Here is a 20313-nt window from a genome sequence, read left to right on the forward strand (position 1 = left end):
TTTTTTTCCAAGTTCTAAGGGAGTGTCAGAACCAATATGGATTCCATCATTTTCTGGGGTGTCGTCGGCCTGGCCGGCGTAATCGGCCTGTGCATCATCGGCCTGATCTTCTCGCGCCTGTACACGCGCGCATCGGCCGAGCGCGCCTTCGTGCGTACGGGGCTAGGCGGGCAAAAGGTGATCATGAGCGGCGGCGCCATCGTGCTGCCGGTGTTCCATGAAATCATCCCGATCAACATGAACACACTCAAGCTCGAGGTCAGCCGCGCCTCACGCGACAGCCTGATCACCAAAGACCGCATGCGGGTGGATGTGGTGGTGGCCTTCTTCGTGCGCGTCAAGCCCACCGTGGAAGGCGTCTCCACCGCCGCGCAGACACTGGGCCAGCGCACGCTGGCACCGGAGAGCCTGCGCGCGCTGGTGGACGACAAGTTCGTCGATGCGCTGCGCTCCACTGCCGCGCAGATGAGCATGCAGGACCTGCAGGATGCGCGCGAGCAGTTCGTGCAGGGCGTGCAGAACACCGTCGCCGAGGACCTGACCAAGAACGGGCTGGAACTGGAGAGCGTGTCGCTCACCAACTTCAACCAGACCTCGAAGGAGTTCTTCGACCCCAACAACGCCTTCGATGCCGAGGGCCTGACCAAGCTCACGCAGGAAACCGAGCGGCGCCGCAAGGAACGCAACGAGGTCGAGCAGGACACCGAAGTCTCGGTGCGCGAGAAGAACCGCGATGCGCTGGCCAAGAAGCTGGAGATCGAGCAGCAGGAATCGTTCATGAAGCTCGAACAGGAACAGCAGGTGAAAACCCGCACCGCCGAGCAGAACGCGCGCATCGCCTCCTACGAAGCGGAGCGCCGCCAGGAAGCCGAACAGAGCCGCATCACCGCCGAGCGCCAGGTGCAGGAGTCCGAAATCCAGCGCGAGCAGGCCGTGCGCACGCGCAAGGTGGAGGCCGAGCGCGACGTGCGGGTCAAGGAAATCGAGCAGCAGCGCGTCACCCAGATGGCGGCCATCGAGCAGGCCAAGGTGACGGAAATCGCCGAGCAGGAAAAGGCCATCGTGATCGCCGCCAAATCCGAAGCGCAATCGCAGGCGCAGGGCCGCGCCAACGAGGCGCTGGCTGAAGCCGTCAAGGCCGAGCAGATGGTGGAGACCACGCGGCGCACCGCCGAAGCCGACCGGGCCAAGCAAGTGGCCCTGATCGAAGCCGCGCAGGAAGCCGAGACCCAGGCCGTGCACGTCACCACGCAAGCGCGCGCCGAGCGCGAGGCGGCGCAGATGCAGGCCACCGCCATCGTCGAACTGGCGGAGGCCGCGCGCAAGAAGGGGCTGGCCGAGGCCGAGGCACAGCGCGCGCTCAACGACGCCATCAACGCGCTGTCATCGGACCAGACCAGCCTGAAGTTCAAGCTGGCGCTGCTGCAGGCGCTGCCGGGCGTGATCCAGCAGAGCGTGGAGCCGATGAAGGCAATCGACGGCATCAAGATCATCCAGGTCGACGGCCTCAACCGCGGCGGCGCGGCGGCAACCGGCGACGCAGGCAACGGTGGCGGCAATGGCAATGGCAACGGCAATCTCGCCGAGCAGGCGATGTCCGCTGCGCTGTCCTACCGCGCGCATGCGCCGCTGATCGATTCATTGCTCAAGGAAGTGGGCTTGGCCGGCGGCTCGCTGCAGGGCCTGGTACCCGGCCTCGCGGCGGCGCAGTCGCACACCGACGATGCGCAGGTCTTGGCGCTGAAGCACGCCAGCCATGCCGGCAACGCGCCGAAGATCGAGCCGGGAAGCAACGCCAGCAACTGACGGCTGGCTGACGGCTGGCTGACGGGCTGGCTGAACGGCAGACAGGCTAGGCAACGGGCCGCATGCACTGACCGCATGCGGCCCGTTTTGCGTTGCTGCCTGATCCAGCCTCGCGCCAGCAACCGTCGATTGGGCCAACCGGACTCAGTCGCCCCTGATGCCGTTGTCCTGGATCACCTTGCCCCACTTCTTGTAGTCGTTGCGCATGCGCGACGCCAGCTGCTCGGGCGGCTGGTACGCAGCGACGGTGCCCGCACCGAGCATCTTTTCCTGCACCACCGGATCCGCCAGCGCCGCCTTCAGTTCGGCCGACAGCTTGGCGATCACGTCCTTGGGTGTGCCGGCGGGTGCCAGCAGGCCGCCCCAGGCGGTGGCCTCGAAACCGGGGAAGCCCTGCTCCGCCACCGTCTTCACATCCGGCGTGAAGCTCACGCGCTTGGCCGAGCCCACCGCGATCGGCCGCAGCTTGCCGGCCTTGATATGCGGCAATGCCGCAATCATGTCCGAGAACATCATCGGCACCTGGCCGGCCAGCAGATCGGAAATTGCCGGCGCGCTGCCCTTGTACGGCACGTGCTGCACGTCGAAGTGCCCGAGGCTCTTGAGTAGTTCGGTGGACAGGTGGCCGAAGCTGCCGTTGCCCGCGCTGGTGTAGTTGAGCGCGCCGGGCCTGGCCTTGGCGCGGGCAATGTACTGCTGCAGGTCGGTCACGTCCGCCATGGCCTGCGGATTGACCACCATCACGATAGGCAGGTCGTAGGCGGAACCGATCGGCGCGAAATCCTTGAAGATGTCGTAGCCCTTGCGGCTGATCAGGTGCGGCGCCAGCAGCGTGGGCGTGGCCAGCACCATCAGCGTGTAGCCATCCGGCTCGCTCTTGGCGACGGCTTGCGCGCCGATCGTGCCCGAAGCGCCCGGGCGGTTGTCGACCACCACCGTCTGCTTGAGCGATTCGCCCATCTTCTGGCCGATGATGCGCGCGGCGGTATCGGTCGGCCCGCCCGGCGGGAACGGCACCACGAGACGGATCGGCTTGGAGGGATAGGCTTGCGCGAATGCCTGCGGCGCGCACAGCGGCAGGGCTGCGCCCAGGATGGCCGCGCCCAGGCGGCGCGAAAAAATACGGCGGCTTGTCTTCTGCATGATGAACTTGAAACGTAATCCAGCAATGACGCGTGCCGGCCCACAGCCCGCGCGCGTCGGCGATCCAGCAAAACTAACGGGAAAGACAGGACAATGCTTCGATGACCTCCTCCATGACCGCTCGTGGGCGGCCGTTTGTTATCGGGCTGCCTGGCAGCGGGCCGAAGCCCGGATGCCTCGCAGCTTCAGAGCTCCAGCGGCCCGGCGCGGAACAGGCGCGCGTCCATGGTGCGCAGGTCGGGCGCCACGGTGATCTGCGTGGCGCACTGGTCCAGCACATCGCGCTGCAGGTCGATGCCGGGCGCGATTTCGATCAGGGTCAGGCACTCGGCGCCGATGGCGTCGGGCCGCATCTCGAAGACGGCGCGCTCGGTGATGTAGAGCACGGGGATGCCCAGCGAGGCTACATAGGGGCCGTTGAAGCTGAGGTGCGAGACCTGCGGCACGATCTTCTTCACGCGGCCTTCGCGCGCGATGCGCAGCGTGCCGTTCTCGGCGCGCACCTCTAGGCCGCCGGCGGTGAGCGTGCCGACGAAGACCACAGCCTTGGCGCTCTGCGTGATGTTGATAAAGCCGCCGACGCCGGCGATCGACGCTTCGGCGCCTTCGCCGAACTTGCTGACATTGACATTGCCGTGCCCGTCCAGTTCGGCCAGCCCGAGGATGGCGAGATCGATGCCGCCGCCCTCGTAGAAATCGAATTGCGCCGGCTGGTCGATGATCGCTTCCGGATACGCCGACGCGCCAAAGCTGAGGCCATCCGCGGGCGTGCCGCCGATGGGGCCGGCTTCCACAGTGAGCGTGAAGCCGCCGACGCCGGCCTCCACCGCCAGCATGCCGACCGCGGCTGGCATGCCAACCCCGAGGTTCACCACGCGCGGCTGCCTGCGCGCCAGCTCCAGCACCGCGCGCCGTTGCACGATGGTGCGCGCATCAAGCACGGGGGGCACGGCCGGCACCGGGGGCACAGCGGCGTTGGCCATGCTGGCAGCTTCCCCTTGCCAAGGCGTCACGTAGGCCGGATTGAACTGCTCCGCGAACGTCATCTGGTGATGCGCCGGGTTCTCGCTCACCACCACATAGTCGACCAGGATGCCGGGCACGTGGATAGCCTGCAGGTTGTCGTGGTGGTCCACCAGGGACTCCACCTGCGCGATCACGATGCCGCCCGAGTTGTGCGCCGCCTGCGCCATCGCCAGCAGTTCGTGGTGGAACGCCTCGCGGTGCGTGCTCAGGTTGCCGCGCGTATCGGCCGCGGTGCAGCGGATCAGCGCGCAGTGGATCGGGAAGCTCGGATAGAACAGGTATTCGTCGCCGCGAAAATCGACCGCCTCGACCCAGTTCGCGCGGCCCTCGGCAATCGCCGCTTGCGCGCTGCGATTGATGGCGCCGCCGTGGTAGCGGCTATCCCGCGCCGTGCGCGGATCAACGAACGTATGCAGGCCGATCTTGGTCAGCACGCCAGGCTTGCCGCCAGCGATGGCGCGGTACAGGTGCGTCAGCACGCCCTGCGGCAGGTTGTAGCCCTCGCACGCTTCGGCCATGGCGAGCGAGGCCAGGCGCGTGGCGGAACGCCAGTGACCGCCCACGATGCACCCGGTCATGCCCGCATTGCCGAAGTGGTTCACCCCGCGCGCGCCGCGGTCGCCCTGCCCCGCCGAATACACCAGCGTCAGGTCGCGCGGCATGCCCGTGTCCAGGAATCGGCGCTCGAGCGCGTCCGTCACCGCCTCGGCATGGCCCGCGCCGACAAAGCCGGCACTGGCCACGGTCCACCGGGATTGCACGAGCGCAGCAGCCTGCTGCGCGCTGATGACCTTCATGGCTGTCTCCATCGTGTTCTTCTTGGCGCTGCGCCTGAGCGCGCCCGCGTTCTGCGAACATTTGTTCGCAAAAGGCCTATCATACGTAGTCATGCCGGCATCGCGCAAGTGCGCTCAGCGCACTAAAATCACCCTATTTCCGTCTACCCACGCCATGGACAGCCCCGAAACGCCCCCGGCGCCCCGAAACGCCCCCGGCCAACCCGCAGAAAAAGGAAGAGCTGCTCGATTCGCTGACCAATGGCCTGGCGCTGCTGCGCCTGTTTGCCTCCGGCGCGGGGAGCCTCACCATGCAGGACGTGGCGGAGCAGCTCGGCGTGACCCGCGCCGCGGCGCGGCGGCTGCTGCTGACCCTGCAGCACAACGGCTATGTCGCCCAGGATGGCCGGGACTTTTCCATCACGCCGCGCGTGATGGACCTGGGCTACGCCTACTTTGCGTCGATGAACCTGCCGCAACTGGCCGGGCCGTACCTCAAGGCGCTCTCCGAGCAGGCGGGCGAAACCTGTTCGCTCGGCGTGCTCGACGGCGAATCGGTGGCGCTGGTGGCGCGCGAGGAGCCGCCGCAGATCCTGCGCGTGGACATGGGCGTAGGGCGGCGCATGCCGGCCTACGCCCACTCGCTCGGCCGCGTGCTGCTGGCCGGGCTGGACGACAACGCGCTCGAGGCTTACCTTGCCACCGCGCGGCTGCGCAAGCTCACCCCGTTTACGGTCAGCTCGCGCACGGCGCTGACGCGCACGCTCAGGCAGGTGCGCAGCGACGGCTACTGCACGCTGATCAGCGAACTGGTGGACGGCTTCGCCGGCATCTCGGTGCCGGTGCGCGCCGAGTCCGGCAAGGTGGTGGCGGGACTTGGGTTCAGCATGGTGCTGGGCAGCCGGGATGCGGCGCATCTTGGGCAGCACTACCTGCCGGCGCTCAGGCACGCCGCGGGAGAGATCGAGGCGCTGCTGCGCCGGCGTTGATCGCGCCGGTGTCCAACCGATGCACAACCTGGGCGCGGAGCCTAGAATGGGAAACGGGTCAAGGCCGGCACGCACCGCATTGGAAAGCATCACCGCATGACTATCAGACCGCTCGACTGGGCGCGTGACGGCGCCAGCATCCTCAGGCTCGACACTACCTACGAGACCGATCGCATCTATGCGGTCAAAAGCGGCCCGCTGGGCATCTGGCTCGTGGAACAGGTGCTGGGGCAATCCGTGCTCAACCACTACGACGCCTCCGGCTTCGAGCACGATTGCGCCAAGGCAGACCACGCCCTGGTCTTCGAGAGCACGAGCGGCGACATCGGCGGCTTTGCCGCCGCCAGGCTGGAACCCTGGAACCGGTCCGCGCTGCTCAGCGCCATCTTCGTCGCGCCCGCGTTTCGCGGCACCGGCATCGGCCGCGTGCTGCTGGGGGAAATCAACCGCCTGCTGCAAGGCACGCCAGCCCGCTGCCTGCGCGCAGAAACCCAGAACACCAACTACCCGGCCATTGGCTTTTACCGCGCGCTGGGATTCTCGCTGTGCGGGATGGACTGGGACCTCTACGATCCCGACGCCGCCGGCACGGAGACCGCGCTGATCTTCACGCGGCCGGTGATACGCAAGTCAGGCTAGCCGCCAGCCTGCGCACGAGGCTAGCCAGCCCCCTCCTGCGCATGGCAAAAGCCGATCCACGCATGCAGCACGCCGGCATGCACGAAAGAGCCAACGCCGAACACCACCGCAATCGCCGCACTCCACGGCGCCGTCTCCACCACGGGCGCGGCCGCATCGACCGTCCCCGCCATCGGCATGACCATGTCCGGCAACACGCCCGTGCACCAGCCCAGCGTCAGGAACATGGCGCACCCCGCCGACATCCCGGCGCACGAGTACCGCAGCGCCAGCGCCGCGCGTCCGGTGAACGCGGCGCGCCGGTGCAGGTGGTTGATGCGCAGGATCGCCACGGCATTGGCTGCCGCCACGATCCCCATCAGCGCCGGCCAGAAGAACGGATGATCGCTGCGCGCGTCCTGCATCAGCAGCACGCCGATGGTGAGGAAGGTAGGCGCGGCCAGTGTCGCCACGCTCCATGACAACACTTGCCACGCCCACCACGGGCTGCGCCATTGCAGCCGGCGCCCGCGCGGGCGCGCCCCCGCCACGTGCTCAGCGCCGGAGATTGCGGCGCTCCGTGGCGCTCAGCTGGCTGAGCTGCGCTTCGCTCAATTCCATCTGGCCCAGCACCTGCACCACCCCGTTGGGGTCGTAGCTGGCCGGCGCTGCCTTGGCTCCTTCCTTCGCCTTGGGCGCTGCCTCGTCCGCATCGGTACCAAAGCCGAGCACCCGCACCGTGAAGATCGACGGCAAGCCCTGGCGCGCCGCCGTGCGCTCGCGCTGCAGCGCATCCTGCGCCGCGCTCACCGCCTGCGAAGCCACCGCGCTGGCATTGGTCAGCGCGCCGACGTTCACCGCGGCGAGCACGGGGATGCCGGTGGCCTTGCCCTGCACCTGGATGTTCTCGGCGTTGACCACCCGCAGCGCGGCCAGGTTGACGTTGCCGGACACGCGGATGCCGGCTTCGCCCGCGTCGATGGTGCCCAGCGGCGCGATCAGGTCGATGTCGCCCGGCGGCACCTCCGGGATCGGGTTGAGCGTGGCAATGCCCGCGCCGGTGTTTGGCGTGGTGGGCGACAGGGTGACCAGGCCGATGTTGTCGTACACGCGCCGCTGCGGCGTGTAGACCACGGTGGACTTGGAACCGCGGCCCGCGTTGATGTCGCCTTGCGCCGACCAGGCCAGGATGTTGCCCCCGAAGGTGGTGAAAATGCGGCTTTGCCCCAGCAGGATGCTGTCCCTGGCGTAGATCTGGACCTCACCCGCCCCCTGCGTCAGCACGCCCGAGCCTTCGCCCGGGACGAAGCCGCCATCCACGCCGACCAGCGTGCGGCCACCCGGCGTCATGATGTCGATGTCGCCGCCGAAGTCCGTGTGAATGCCGGCATCCAGCAGGTCGTACACACCCATGTTGTACGGGTTGCCGGCCGCCTTGTACGCGTCGCGCCGCAGGTAGGTGACGCCCTTGAGCGGGCGCTTGGTGGCGCGCGCGTCGGAGACCGGGGCGTAGTAGTTGGCGCTGCTGAACATGGTCAGGTCGCCCTGGTAGGCAAGCGCGTTGCCCTGCGCGTCATGCGTGGGGAAGAGCGTGGCGATGGCCTCGCGGCCGCGCAGGTAGCTGCCTTCGCGCGGGCCGCCCGCCTGGTTGTACTCACGCCCCGCGGCCTTGAGCTCGGCGTAGTACACGTTGCGCAGGTAAGCCCGCTGCTGCTCGGGCGGCAACGCGGCGAAGAACTGCCGAGCGTCCATGCTGGCCGCGTCGAAGTGCAGGCCCAGGCCGTTTTTCCCGCCAAAGCGCCCGCTCAGCCAGTTGACCAGATGCAGCTGGCCGGCCAGCCCGTACTCGCGCCGCAGGTCGCGGTTGGTGGCGGCCGCGCCCGCGGCCAAGGCTTGCTGGCGCGCGCTGTCGAGTTCCGCCTGCTTGCCTTGCAGCCAGGCCGGCGCGCCGGCCTCGTCGCCCGCGTAGCCGAACTGGGCGCGCAGCCAGTCGGACAGCTTCAGCTCGCCGCCATAGACGGCCACCACCTTGCCCGGCTGGTCGGCAAGTGCGCGGCCCGCTTCCGCCTGGTTGGCGGGATCGAGGTAGCGCCGGGCGAAGGCGTTGAAGTCCAGCCCGTTGCGGCCCACGCCGGCCGCAACGGCGATACTGGCACCGCTGCCGCGGTCGCCCGGGGTCACGTTGACCACCGGCCCGATGCTCTTGAGCTCGGCCCGGTCGGCCATGTACAGGTCGCGCCCGGCGGTGACTTCCAGCAAGCCCGGACCGGCCACGTAGAAGTTGCCAAAGCGGATGTCGCGGCCGGCGGAAACTACGGACACATCGTCCGCGTTGTTGTGCACGATCAGGTTGCCACGCGCGCTGGCGTTCAGCACCGGGACGGGTTTCTCGGCAAAGGTGCCGTCGCCGCGGCGCGGAGGAATGTACCAGCCGTGGCCATCGACGGGCACGTCTTCGGCCTCGCCCAGCGCTGTGCCCGCGTTGACGAGGTCGCGCCCCGCGCGGATCGCCACCGGTCCGCCGCCTTCATACCAGTTACCGAATGTGAGGGCCGAACCGACGCCATTGGCACGGGAAATGATCGACCCCGTGCGCAGGCCGACGATATCGCCATCGACCGCATAGAAGCGCGCCGGCTGGCTGCCGGGGACCGCGTAGCCCGAGGCCGTGGGCGGCGTGAAGCTGAACAACGGGTAGGCCTGGTACGTACCTGCGCCGCCGTTGTTCGCCAGGAACACGCTGGCAGCCAGCCCGTCCGGGCTGATATTGCTCAGTTTCAGCGTGCCATAGACGATCTTCACCGTGCTGCCGCTGAAGGCGGCGTTGAACGGATTCGGGAGGGCCGTGGGATCGGCGCCCGACTGCGTGATCCCATAGCCGCCGGCGTAGATCGAATCGGCGGCCAGCAGCTCCAGCTGGCCCGCCCCCGTGCGGGCATATTGCGGCCCCACCGGTGACGGGGCCAGCATCAGCGTGGTGTTGGACTGGACCGGCCGGTTCGTTCCATCTATGGCGCCGGTGCTGGAATTGCCATAGTAAAAACTGCCACTGGCCGCCACCGCGCGCAGCACCGACGGCATCATGAAACGCCCGTCGGTCGCCGAGTGGTTGCTGGCGAAGCTATCGTCTGCCGCCGCCGTGGATGGCGTCAGGTTGCCGCCCGCGCTGAACAGGTCGATGGCGGTGCCCGGTGTCCACAGCGAGAACCAAGTCCAGCCGTCGCCGGTGTAGCTGGCGCCATTGGCCCGGAACGGCGTGCCGTTGTTGACCAGCGCCACGCGCCCGGCGTCACCCACGCCGCCGAGCACCAGGTCGCCGCGCGTGTCGATGCGCACACCGGCATCGCCGGGCACCAGCACCGGCCCGCCGCCGGCGATGGAAGACGTGGCCTTGTACACGTCGTAGGCACGCGACTCGGCGGGATCCGCGCGGTCAAAACGCAGCTCGATGCCGCCCACCGAACCGGCCTCCATGCGCAACGCCCCGCGCAGGTTGACGAAGGTGCTGTTGAGATCGCTATGCACCCCCGAGTAGCGGGTCGCCGGCGTAACGTCACCTGTCTGCGAGGAGAAGGCGCGCACTTCCGCCACCGGATTGAGCCCGCCGCCGATACGGATGTCGAGGTCGCCGCCGCCGGTCAGGGCGAGCTGCTTGCCATCGGCCGAAACGCGGCCCGTGCTGGCCACCGCCAGGTTCAGGCCCTGGCTGCGGGACACAAAGCTGCCGGATGCCGTCATGCGCGACGACAGCATGCCGGCGTCGCCGCCGGCCTCCAGCACCAGGTTGCCGCCACCGAGCGTGCCAATGCCGGTGAACCCGACCAGGAACGGCGCGTTCGAGAACAGGTCGTAGCCATCCGTCGGGCCGGCCACATAGCTGCCGAAGTTGACCCACCAGGCGGTGGGCACGCCTTCGCTGCCTGTCACGGCGCTGCCGGTGCCCTGGCGCCACAGCCAGTTGCCAACGGCGGTGGAGCCGACGTGGGCGCGTATGCTGCCGATCGCGTCGGTCCGGTACTGGCCGCCTCTGACGCCGATCAGGTCACCCTTCACGTCGCCCTGGGCACGTACCAGCACGTTGCCGCCGTGCTCCGGGTACCAGGCGCGGTACAGGCTCTGGCTGCCGCCATCGATATACGGCGTGAACGTCGTGCCATCCGGGCCCAGCAGCGTGCCGTCGAAGGCGTTGGCGCGCGGCAGGTTGTACGCCGCGCCCACGCCAGCGGACTGCGTACCGGCGGTGTACACGCCGAACGGCGAGGTCATGGTGAAGTCGCCGCCCGAGATCAGGTCCAGGTCGCCGGTGCCGGTGCGCAGCACGCTGAAGAGCTGCTGCCGGGCCGGCTGCAGCTGCGCCTTGTACACCGGGGGCGTGCCGTCCTTGACCTTGATGACCAGCACGCCAAGCCCCAGATCGTTGAGGTTCTTGACCATCCCCGCCCACACGTATTCGCCAGGCAGGCACGTATTCGCCAGGCAGGCCGGTGCCCGGCAACACGACGTTCACCGAGACCAGGCCGTAGTGGGTGTCGGCAAGCAGCATGGATCCCTGCTTGCTGCGCGCCTGCAAGGCGCGCGTGTCCGCGGCCTGCGTGTCCGCGCCGCTCACCAGCCGCACCGACCACGATTGCGAGCCCTCGGGCAGCATCGGCGCCAGCGCCCAGTTGCGGCCCTGGTTGCCGCTGGCGTCTCCTGGGCGCAGCGACACCATAACCGCGTCGTCCGGCAGCTTGACCACCGTTTCGCTCGGGATCACCGCGCCCTTGCGCAAGGCGAGTGCGTTCGCCAGGTAGACGCCTGGCGCGTTATCCACGCTCGTGCCGGTCTGCGGCAGCGGCACGCCGGCCGGCCAGGTCATGGCCGCCACGCTGGCCCCGCCGGCAAGCCGGTTGCCGGCATCGAGCTGCATGCCGCTGGCCAGCGTCAGCGGCTGCGACAGCACCGTGCCCGCCGCCTGCACGACATTGCCCTGCGCATCGCGCACCGCGCCGCCCAGTACCGTACCGGCTGGCAGCACCAGGTCCGCCGCCAGCGTGGCACGCGCGGGCAGCACCGTGCCGGGCCGCAGGCTCACCGCCTTGATCGGCAGGTCGTAGTTGAGCGTGCGGCCGGACTGGAAGAAGGTGTCCTCCGCCAGCGTGACCAACTGGCCCTGCGGGATGACGACATCGCCGCCCCAGGGCACCCTGCCCTTGACCAGCACCCAGCCTTGATCGTCCGGGGTGACCGGCAGCGCCGAGGCGTCGAAGCCATCGGTCAGGCTGCCGTAGACATTCAGGTTGCCGCCCGCGCGCAGCACCAGCGCGCCGGCTTCGCCGGAGCCATAGATGCCGGTCTGCTGCGTGTGCGGGTTGACGCTGGCATAGCGGTAGCGCGACAGGTCGATGTCGCCATCGATGTGCAGGTCGCCATCCGGCGTGGCGCTGATGATCTCCACGCCGGGGCGCAGGTGGAAAGCGTCCGCATAGCCGCGCAGGCCGGCAAGCTTGCGGTTCATCAGGTCGCCGTTGGCCAGCGCATTGCCCATGAACACCAGGCTGTCTGCGTGCTTGGCGTCCAGGTAGGCCTGGTTGATGACCTGGTAGGGACGGCCGTCGGCCATCGGGTCGGTGCCCCAGGCCGCGTCCTTGTAAGACCAGAAGCCGTTGACCGCGATCGAGCGCGCGCCGTCGATGCGCAGCGCGCCGCTGGCGTCGATATCGATATCGTTGCCGGCGGCGCCGCCCAGGCGCGGGGCGTTGAGCTCGACCGTGCCGAGCGACTGCGCGGCAGCGCCGGTGCCGGCGCGCAGGTCCATGCGCGCGCCGCTCTCCAGCGTGAGCCGGCCCGTGCCGGCATTGATCTCGATGGTGGCGCGGTTGGGCGCTTCGATGAGCTGGCCGTAGCTGTCCACGCGCAGCACCGTGCCGTGCGCGTCGAGCAGCGCGCCGCCGCCAATGGTGACCCCGTCGCGCGCGGCCAGGCGGATGCTGCCGGCCTGCTCGCCGCTGGCGTCGATGGTGCCGGTCACGGTGAGCTTGCCACCGTCCACCGACACGCTGACCTCGCGCGCCTTGAGCTCGTCGCCGATGGCCAGGTCGCCCTGCTTGAGCTGGAAGCTGCGGATGCCGGAGAGCTTGCCGTTGTTGAGGCGCTGGTTCAGTCCCGTGAAATCGGCGACGTGCTGCGCGCGGATATCCGCGCCGCCGGCCGCGTACGGCACCAGGGTGCCGCCGGCATCGTAGTGGCCGCTGCTGCTGCCCAGCACGCTGCCGCGCAGGTCGATGGTGCCCGCGTCCGCGCCCAGCGCGAGCACGGTGAGCTTGCCCGCGCGGTTCTCCTTGGCGGAGACGTCGATCAGCGCGCCTGCCGACTGGCGCACATCGCCGGCGCGGCTTTCCAGCACCACGTCGCCGCCCCAGCTGTACTTGCTGACATCATAGAAATCGAGCTTGCGGCCGGCCAGGTCGAGCCGCGCGCCATCGCGCAACACCACGTCGCGCTCGGCGGACACGGTGAGCTTGCCGCTGGGCAGGATCACCGTGCTGTCCAGCGCCACGCTGTTGCCGCTGAGCGCGATCCCTTGGTGGCATCGTCCCAGGCGCCTTGCGACTGGTAGACCGCGAGCGACCCCTTCTGGTTGGCGGTGATGCGCTCGCTGGCGTTGAGGTCAACCTGGCCGAAGCCCAGCACCATCCGGTCCATGGTGTGGATGGTGTCGGGACGGCTGTTGGGGCCATAGCCGAACTCGATCTGCTTGGCGTCGACCTGCAGGCGGCCGCTACCCGTGCCGGCGCCGCCGGTTGCCACCAGCCCGGGCGCATTGGTCGAGCCGTTCCACACCAGGATGTCGGTGTGGATGCGGGCCAGCGCATCGGCATTGCCGTAGCCCTGGATAGCCGGGGTGCCCAGCACCAGGCGCGCGAGCGAGGACTTGCCGGTGGCCGGGTCGATGGTGGACAGCTCCACCGAATCATAGAAGCGCAGCGCGTCGCGCGCGGTCAGCGCCAGGTTCTCCAGGGCCGGCGCGCCGACGCTGGTGTCGCCCTGCAGGAGCCGGTCCAGCACCGCCTGGTTCAGCGTCAGGCCCGGCGGCAGCGCATTGCGCGCGGCCAGGTCCGCCAGCGTGGCCTGGTTGCCCGCATTGATGCCGCCGACCGACAACACCAGGTTGCGCGTGCCGTAGCGGGCCGCATCGCGCAGGTTGAAGCTCTGGTCGGTCGAGGCAGCGATGGTGCCTTCGGAATAGAGCTGCGTGATGCCGTGGCAGACCGCGCCCGCGCTGCAGGTGCCGATGTCGATGCGGCCAGCGCCCCGGGTAGGATCCGCGCTGTAGCCCGGCGCCAGCATGTCCAGCCAGCCGTTGGAGACCGCCACCACGCTGCTGGTGCCCGGCTCGTAGGCATAGCCGTTGGTGGAATCCCAGGCGGCCTTGCCCTGCCCCAGCGTATTGATGCCGCCGCCCTGCTCCACGAGGATGCCGCCCGATTTGCTATTGGTCACCAGGTACACTTCGGCGGCCTTGAGCACTGCGCCTTCGCGCAGGAAGATGCTCCCCGCCCCGCTATCGAACGTGGCGATGTTGGCGCGTTGCCTGCTGCCGTAGTAGTCGACATAGCGGACTGACGGCAGCCCGCCGATGCCGATGCGCGAGGCGCCGATGGCATTGATATCCGCCGCGTAGAGCGAGATACCGCTGAAGCCCGGCGTGGGCGCCGCGCCGCTGGCCAGGATTTCGTAGTTGGTCTCACCCACCATCAACGCACTGCCGCCAAAGCCGCCTGCGGCGGGCGCATACAAGGTACGCCCCGCAAAGCGCAGGGCAGGCTCATCACCCGGGGCGCGCAGCGCAGTCGGCGCGAAGGAGAAGCGCAGCGTCTTGGCGTCCTGCTCCAGCTGGGCGCGCGGCACGCCCTCGCGCGCGGCCTGGGCCAGCGCGAAATCCGCGTAGCCCATCTCGTTGTACTGCGAATAGCTGCGCAATACGTCGGCAGGCGTCAGGAAGACCTGGGTAGGCACGGCGTTGCGGATGCCTGTGTTGGCCACGCCCAGCTGCGCCGAGGCTGCATATGAGCCGTTGCGCATGGCAATGGCACCGCCGCCCGCCCACGTGCCATTGCCAAGCCCGTTGAGCTCGACACGGAACGCGCCGGGCAACAAGGCGAAGGTGGAGGGCAGCAACGTGTAGTTGCCGGCGGGCAGGCCCGGTACGCCGGCGCCGATGGTGATCTGGCGGCCGATGACCGGATCGCTGGCCCCTTTCTCGGCCACCACCGGCGCATAGCCGGGCTGCACGCCCGGCACGATCGCATAGACCGGGTTGGTCGACAGCCCCGGCAAAGTGAAGCCGCCGCGCGCGCCGACCTGCACCAGCGGATTCATGCGCGCGTCCACCGAGCCACCGCGCCCGGCAAGGAAGGCCGCGCCGGTCAGCGTGCCGCCACCGCGCAGGTCCACTTGGCCGGGCCGTTGCCCACGCCGTTGAATACCACGTCCTTGCCGTCGTGCAGATAGCTGAGTCCGTCGAGCGAGCCGCCGTAGGGCATGACCAGGCCGTTGGCGCTGATCGAGCTCACGCTGCCCGGCAGCAGGTTCAGGTGCTCCGTCACGGCGCCATAGCCCGCCGATCCCAGCTCGAGGGTGCCCAGCGGGGCCCGCACCACGCCACCCTGGTTGATGGTCGGGGCACCGAAACTCAGGCGGCCAAAAACGGAATAGGGCATGGCGGGCAGCGCATCGCCCATGCGCTCGATATTGAGGTGGCGCGCCGGGTCGAATTCGCGCTGGATGATGCCGTATTTGTCGAGAAAACTGCGCTGTCCGACCGTCACCGAACCGCTGTCGCCCATGCCTGGATAAATCTGCGCGGCCGCCAGCGTGAGGTTGCCGGGTACGTTCAGCGAGGCGGCGCCGTACATGCGCAAGTCGCCGCGGCTGCGCAGTGTCATTTCGTCGAAGGCAGCGCGTTCCACCGCTAGCGATGTGTCGGCGTTGCGCTTGATGAGACCGCGCACGCCGATCTGCATGGCACCCACAAGGTCCAGCAGATCCGCCTCGACTTGCAGCCGGGCGCCCTGCGACACCAGCGCCACGCCCGCGGGGGTCACAACCGGGTTGGGCATGTAGTAGAAGTCGGGCGTAACGCGGGTCGTGCCGGCCAGGCGGACATAGGGCGCCGCCAGGTTGACCTGGGTGCCGGCAGCGGCATTCGCCGCTAGCGCGACCGCACTGGTCGTCAGGCGCAAGCTCTGCCCCACCGCCAGGTTGACGTTGCCATCGAAGCTGATCACGCCGTTAGCCAGCAGCGCGACGTTGTCGAACCCGCCGGCCCCGATGCGGTCCACGCCGATGCGCCCGGTGCCATACAACAGGGCGGCGTCGCGGTCACCGGGCCGCAATCCCGCCGCCAGCGCGGTGCTGCCCTGCGTCTGCGCCACCACCAGCTCGCGCGCGGCCCGCACCGCGTCCTCAACGCTGGGGCTCTTCTGGGTATAGTTGTCCACCGGGCCGTAGGCCGGCGTCTCCAGGTTCAGCGCCAGCGTACCGCCGGCGGCGCCCGGGCCACCGGCGGCCGCGCGCAGGCTGCCATCCAGGAACAGGCCGCGCAACGAGCTCAGCGCGATGACACCGCCGTCGCTCGCCACCTGCGTGGCGCCTAGCCCAGGCAGATCCAGCCGGGCGGAAGCGCCGGATGCATCGATGCGCGCGCCCGGCCGCACCACGACGAAGGCGTCCGCGGCGTCAACTACGGTGGCGTCCAGGTTGTGGCGCGCGCCGATCTCGATCGTGCCGCCCTGGCCCACGTTGCCGTACACGTGCCCGCGCGCGTCGACGGCGGTGATTGCACGGCCGGCAGCGTCCAGCACGGCGTCGTTGCCGATCCAGATCGACATGGCGTCGGCAATGCCGTTGGGCCGGCCCGCCTCGTTGCCGGTGCCAAGCTTGCCGGGCAGCAATGCGATATTGCCGCCCCAGGCGTTCAGCGTGCCGTCGACGGTGATCTGGCCATTGCCTTGCAGGGTCAGCGCTCGGCCCGGATCCACGGTAACGATGGCGCCCTGCCCGACGACCAGCGGCGCCTGGGTGTAGACGGAGCCGGCCGACAACGCCAGGTCGGCGCCGCCGCGCTGGGTCAGCGTGGCCTTGAGCGGGTCTTCCTGCCACAACGGCGGCAGCCAGCGTTCCAGCATTTGCGCCGACTCGGCGCCGCTCGGCACCGCGCGGCCCGCCGCGGCGTCGAAGCGCAACACAGGCATCGCTACCGCCAGGTTGGCATCGCGCGCCACCTGCACGCCCTGCTGGCCAGCCACGGCGTAGCGCGAGAAACCACTCTGGAACACGGCGTTGCCGATCACCAGCAGCGGCTTGACCGCCACCGCGCCCGGCAGCTTCGTGCCGGCCAGCAGCCTGGCGCCTTCCGCCAGCACCACTTCCTTGGGCAACGGCGTGCCGGCCAGCAAGGTGCTATTGAACTCGGGCACGGGGATGCCATTGGGAAAGACATCTGCCGGCACCACGTAGCCCGGTGCCAGGTCGCCCGATGTGCCTACCAGCACCGTACCGGCCGGGGCGATGTTGCCGTTGGAATAAAAGCGGCCCTTGTCGTCGATGACCGCGAAGTTCCAGGTCGTACCGCGCGGCACCAGCCACGGCGCTTGCAACGTGACCTTGCGCGTCGTGCTGAACACCGGGTTGCCTTGCATCGCCTGGCCCGGCGCAACGGTGTCCGCCGTGTACGTGAAATCGCTGGCCAGCACCGTGCCCGCCGGCAGCGTGACCGACTGCGCCAGCGTCAGGTTGACCGAGACCGACTGGCCCGCCGGCAACAAGCCGCTGTCGGCCAGCAAGCCGCCACCGATGGCGATGCCCACGCCGGTGTCGATGGTGAGCGTGCCGCCACCCTTGACGCCATAGGCGCGCAGTTCGCCGTCCATGCGCAAGGCGCCGGAACCCTTGCCAGCCATGTCGTTCTGGTTGGATAGCAGCGTGATATTGCCGCCCCGCCCGCCTTGGATCTTGTTACCGGCAAGCAGCGCCGCGCCCGACGACACGTCCAGCACGCTGCCCGTGCCAAGGGTGACATCGCCGGTGCTGCTGATGGTGACCACGCCGCCATTGAGGTAGGGCAGCCCGCCGATCCGGGTGGCGTCCAGCTCGAGGTTGGACCACTGCCCCCGCCCATCCAGCGTGACCCCCTGCCCCACCGAAACGCCGGGCGTATAGCCCTTGGCCGGTATCGCCGCCACCGGCACGTCCAGCCAGCTGCCACCGGCGCTGCTGGTGTACTGATTGATCATGTTGCCCAGTGCGATGCGGCCACCGCGCGCCGCGAGGTCCGCCCGCACGTCCACCTGCGTGGCATGCAGTGCGAGGTCGCCGCCCGCGGCCACTTGCACGGCCGCGCCAACGTCGATGCCGTCCCTGGCGTAGAGCTTCAAGGCGCCCAGGCCAAGCCCATTGATCCAGCCGGCATCCAGGCGCAACTTGCCCTTGCGCTCGTCGGGCAGCGCGTCCGTCAGGGCCAGGCCATCGGCGATGCCTTGCACGGTGCCGATCTCCACCTGCTTCACCAGTGCCTGCGGACTGTCGCGCAGCATGCCGGTCTTGCTATCGTAGATCGGCGTGAGCTGCCCGACGATCAGCTGGCCGGGGCGCGCCACGGCGATCTGCGATTGCTTGTAGCCGTCCAGGCCGGCGTCGCGTGCCTCGCGCTGGCGATCGCCCTGGAATACCGTGGTGTCGATATTGCCTTCGAGCACCGCCGACTGCGTGGCCACGACCAGCCGGCCGGCATCGCGCCCCACCGTGTAGCCGTTCTCGAGCCGCGAGCCGGGCGCGATCAGCGGGCTGTAGTAGTACTCGGTGGTGTTCTTGCCCCAGCGTGCATGGGTGTCCTCGAAGCCGCGATACAGCCCGGTGTAGAGGTTGTCCGCCGGCGCGGTGGCCAGGTTGTACAAACGGCCGTCCGCCCCCTTCAGCCAGGTCTGCCTGATGCTGCCGCTCTGCACGTTCAGCGAGCCGCCGGAAAGATTGATGCCGGAGCCTGCCTGCGTGACCAGCTCGCCGCCGCTGAAGGCGACGGTGCCGCCCTGCGCGGCCCACTCGCCGATGCTGTGGCCTCCCGTGCTGAGATAGCCGCTGACCTCCAGCAGGCCGCCCCCCGTGTACATGCGCTCGGTGGCGTAGCCGTTGGTGCCCGCGGCAACGCGCACCAGGGTGCGGCGGTCGATCCAGATATTGGCGTTGTTGAGCAGCTTGCTGTCGCGGTTAAGCGGCGCGTCGCGCTGCTCGTTGCCCTGCACGTTGATCATGACGTTGTTGGATTCCATCGCCACGCTGACGCCCACCGCGCCGGCCACGTCGATGACGGCGCGATCCGCCACACGCGTACGGCGCGCGGCATCCACCATCACCTGGCCGCCGGTGGCGAGCGTCGTCGAGCCGGACTGGAAGTCCACGTCGCCGCTGGCATCGATCTTCACCAGCGACAGGTCGCGGCGGCTATAGCCGCTGCCGTCGCTGATCCTGGCGGAATCCTTGACCAGTGCGTCGCGCTGCGCGTCCAGCGCGGTAGCGTTGCTGTCGTCGAGCAGGATGGCGCTGACGCTGCCGGGCGCCAGGATCACCCGGCTGGCGGCATCGCCCACGGCTTTCAGGTGCAGCGTGCCGCGCGTGGTGACGGAGGTGCTGGACAGCGCCACGCCGGCTTGCTCCACGCTTTGGCCAACCAGCGTGATGTCGCCGGTCGCTGCCTGGAGCAAGCCACTGTTGCTCACGCGGCCTGCCAGGCTGCCGGCACTGCGCTGCACAAGGACCTCGTTGCCACGCGTGCTGGAATCCTGGTTGGCATCGGTGCCAACGCCTTTGCGGATGATGAAGCTGTCGCCGGCGGCCAGCGTGACCTGCCCGCCAGGTGTGGAGATGGAACCGTGGTTGTGCGCCTCGCGCCCGGCCAGCAATACATAGCCGCCACCTTCGGTCACCGACTGCGGCTTGCGCGTTTCGATGCGCGCGCCGGCCTGGACGATCACGTCGCCCGTGGCAATGCCGTTCGATGACGTGCTCGGGGTGGTGACCAGGTCATTGGCAAAGGTCGGCACATAGCCGACGCCCAGCGCATCGCTGTAGAGCCCCTTGCGGAATTGCGAATCCGTCATGCCCGCAGCCGCCGCCACCAGGTTGCGTGTGTCGACCTGGCTGCTGCCCGAAAACACGATGCCGTTGCGGTTGACGATCATCACCGTGCCATCGGCCTTGATCTGCCCCTGGATCTGGCTGGGCCGCGCTTGCGGATCGTTGACGCGGTTGAGCACCGCCCAGCTTGGCTGCTGGTCGAACTGCACCGTGGTGTTCCTGCCGACGTTGAAGGTCTCCCAGTTCAGGATGGCCTTGTCCGCGGTCTGCTGGATGGTGACTTGCGTCCTGCCGTCGACGGCCTTCTGGCCGGTTTCCTTGTTCAGTAGCCTGGCGTTGACCCAGCCGGCAGTGAGGCTGTTGGTGTCCACCTTCAGGCCACCCTCCGCCAGGCCATCGGGCACCGACGCATCGTTCATCGCTGCCTGGCGCGCGGCGGCCTGCGCTGCCTGCATGGCGGCGATGCCGCGCGCGGCCACGTTCAGGTTATCGATGGAGCGCTGCAGTTGTTCGCTGGCGCGTTGCTGCTGAGCCAGCGGATTGGTGAGCGATGCGGCAGGCTGGCCGTTGGGCAGGCGGCCCGTTGCCGCCGCCGTGTCCTGCATCATGTTCTTTTGCGCCATCCAGGCGCGGCTGAAGGCCTGCTGCGCGTGGGCGCTTTGCATGGTGCCGCCTGCGGCCATGAGCAAGGCGATGGCGTGGGCCAGCGGGCGGATCGTGAGGGCCGTCCGGCAAAATCGCGTTGTCTGTCGCGAGGGCATCTTCTTGTAGTGAACGCGCATGTTCATTCTGGCTTCCATTCCCGTCTAGCTCATTCGGCGAGTCCCGCTCGCTTGGCATGG

At 68.8% G+C, this 20313-nt stretch carries 9 protein-coding genes; 3 read left to right on the forward strand and 6 right to left on the reverse strand.

From position 1 onward, the window contains the following. Positions 1-36 precede the first annotated feature (36 nt). Positions 37-1806 (forward strand): flotillin family protein, encoded by a 1770-nt coding sequence (locus tag OR16_RS15830; protein ID WP_006158958.1) that lies wholly within the window; start codon positions 37-39, stop codon positions 1804-1806. A 144-nt stretch (positions 1807-1950) separates the two neighbouring features. Here the strand turns inward: OR16_RS15830 and OR16_RS15835 are convergent, their stop codons facing one another. Together OR16_RS15835 and OR16_RS15840 are read right to left on the reverse strand one after the other, a co-directional pair. Then, positions 1951-2949 (reverse strand): Bug family tripartite tricarboxylate transporter substrate binding protein, encoded by a 999-nt coding sequence (locus OR16_RS15835; RefSeq protein WP_006158959.1) that lies wholly within the window; start codon positions 2947-2949, stop codon positions 1951-1953. A 185-nt stretch (positions 2950-3134) separates the two neighbouring features. Next, positions 3135-4772, reverse strand: a complete 1638-nt coding sequence (locus tag OR16_RS15840; RefSeq protein ID WP_006158960.1) for an acyl CoA:acetate/3-ketoacid CoA transferase — start codon at positions 4770-4772, stop codon at positions 3135-3137. A 233-nt stretch (positions 4773-5005) separates the two neighbouring features. On the opposite strand from OR16_RS15840, the gene OR16_RS15845 reads away from it, so the two are divergent. Beyond that, positions 5006-5740, forward strand: a complete 735-nt coding sequence (locus OR16_RS15845) for an IclR family transcriptional regulator domain-containing protein (RefSeq protein WP_272942853.1) — start codon at positions 5006-5008, stop codon at positions 5738-5740. A 96-nt stretch (positions 5741-5836) separates the two neighbouring features. Continuing rightward, entirely contained in the window at positions 5837-6379 is a 543-nt protein-coding gene (locus tag OR16_RS15850; protein ID WP_006158962.1) for a GNAT family N-acetyltransferase, read from the forward strand. A 20-nt stretch (positions 6380-6399) separates the two neighbouring features. Here OR16_RS15850 and OR16_RS15855 read toward each other — a convergent pair whose 3' ends face one another. The 4 genes from OR16_RS15855 to OR16_RS39760 form a co-directional block, all read right to left on the reverse strand. Further along, entirely contained in the window at positions 6400-6846 is a 447-nt protein-coding gene (locus tag OR16_RS15855) for a hypothetical protein (RefSeq protein ID WP_141639878.1), read from the reverse strand. 67 nt (positions 6847-6913) lie between these two features. Then, entirely contained in the window at positions 6914-10792 is a 3879-nt protein-coding gene (locus OR16_RS47730; RefSeq protein WP_043419937.1) for a filamentous haemagglutinin family protein, read from the reverse strand. Between the two features lie 2082 nt (positions 10793-12874). Then, positions 12875-14794 carry a hypothetical protein gene (locus tag OR16_RS39755; protein WP_006158965.1) on the reverse strand — a complete coding sequence of 640 codons (1920 nt, stop codon included), beginning with the start codon at positions 14792-14794 and terminating at the stop codon, positions 12875-12877. Next, a complete protein-coding gene (locus tag OR16_RS39760; RefSeq protein ID WP_006158966.1) occupies positions 14767-20259 on the reverse strand; it encodes a filamentous hemagglutinin N-terminal domain-containing protein in 5493 nt (1830 codons plus the stop codon). The genes OR16_RS39755 and OR16_RS39760 overlap by 28 nt, the downstream gene beginning before the upstream one ends. Between the last annotated feature and the right edge of the window lie 54 nt (positions 20260-20313).

The organism is Cupriavidus basilensis OR16, from assembly GCF_000243095.1.
Taxonomy (GTDB): Bacteria; Pseudomonadota; Gammaproteobacteria; order Burkholderiales; family Burkholderiaceae; genus Cupriavidus; species Cupriavidus basilensis_D.

Coding starts and splice junctions, on each gene's coding strand:
- OR16_RS15830 (WP_006158958.1), top strand. CDS start 37: ATGGATTCCATCATTTTCTGGGGTGTCGTCGGCCTGGCCGGCGTAATC.
- OR16_RS39760 (WP_006158966.1), bottom strand. CDS start 20,259: ATGAACATGCGCGTTCACTACAAGAAGATGCCCTCGCGACAGACAACG.
- OR16_RS15835 (WP_006158959.1), bottom strand. CDS start 2,949: ATGCAGAAGACAAGCCGCCGTATTTTTTCGCGCCGCCTGGGCGCGGCC.
- OR16_RS47730 (WP_043419937.1), bottom strand. CDS start 10,792: ATGGTCAAGAACCTCAACGATCTGGGGCTTGGCGTGCTGGTCATCAAG.
- OR16_RS15850 (WP_006158962.1), top strand. CDS start 5,837: ATGACTATCAGACCGCTCGACTGGGCGCGTGACGGCGCCAGCATCCTC.
- OR16_RS15840 (WP_006158960.1), bottom strand. CDS start 4,772: ATGAAGGTCATCAGCGCGCAGCAGGCTGCTGCGCTCGTGCAATCCCGG.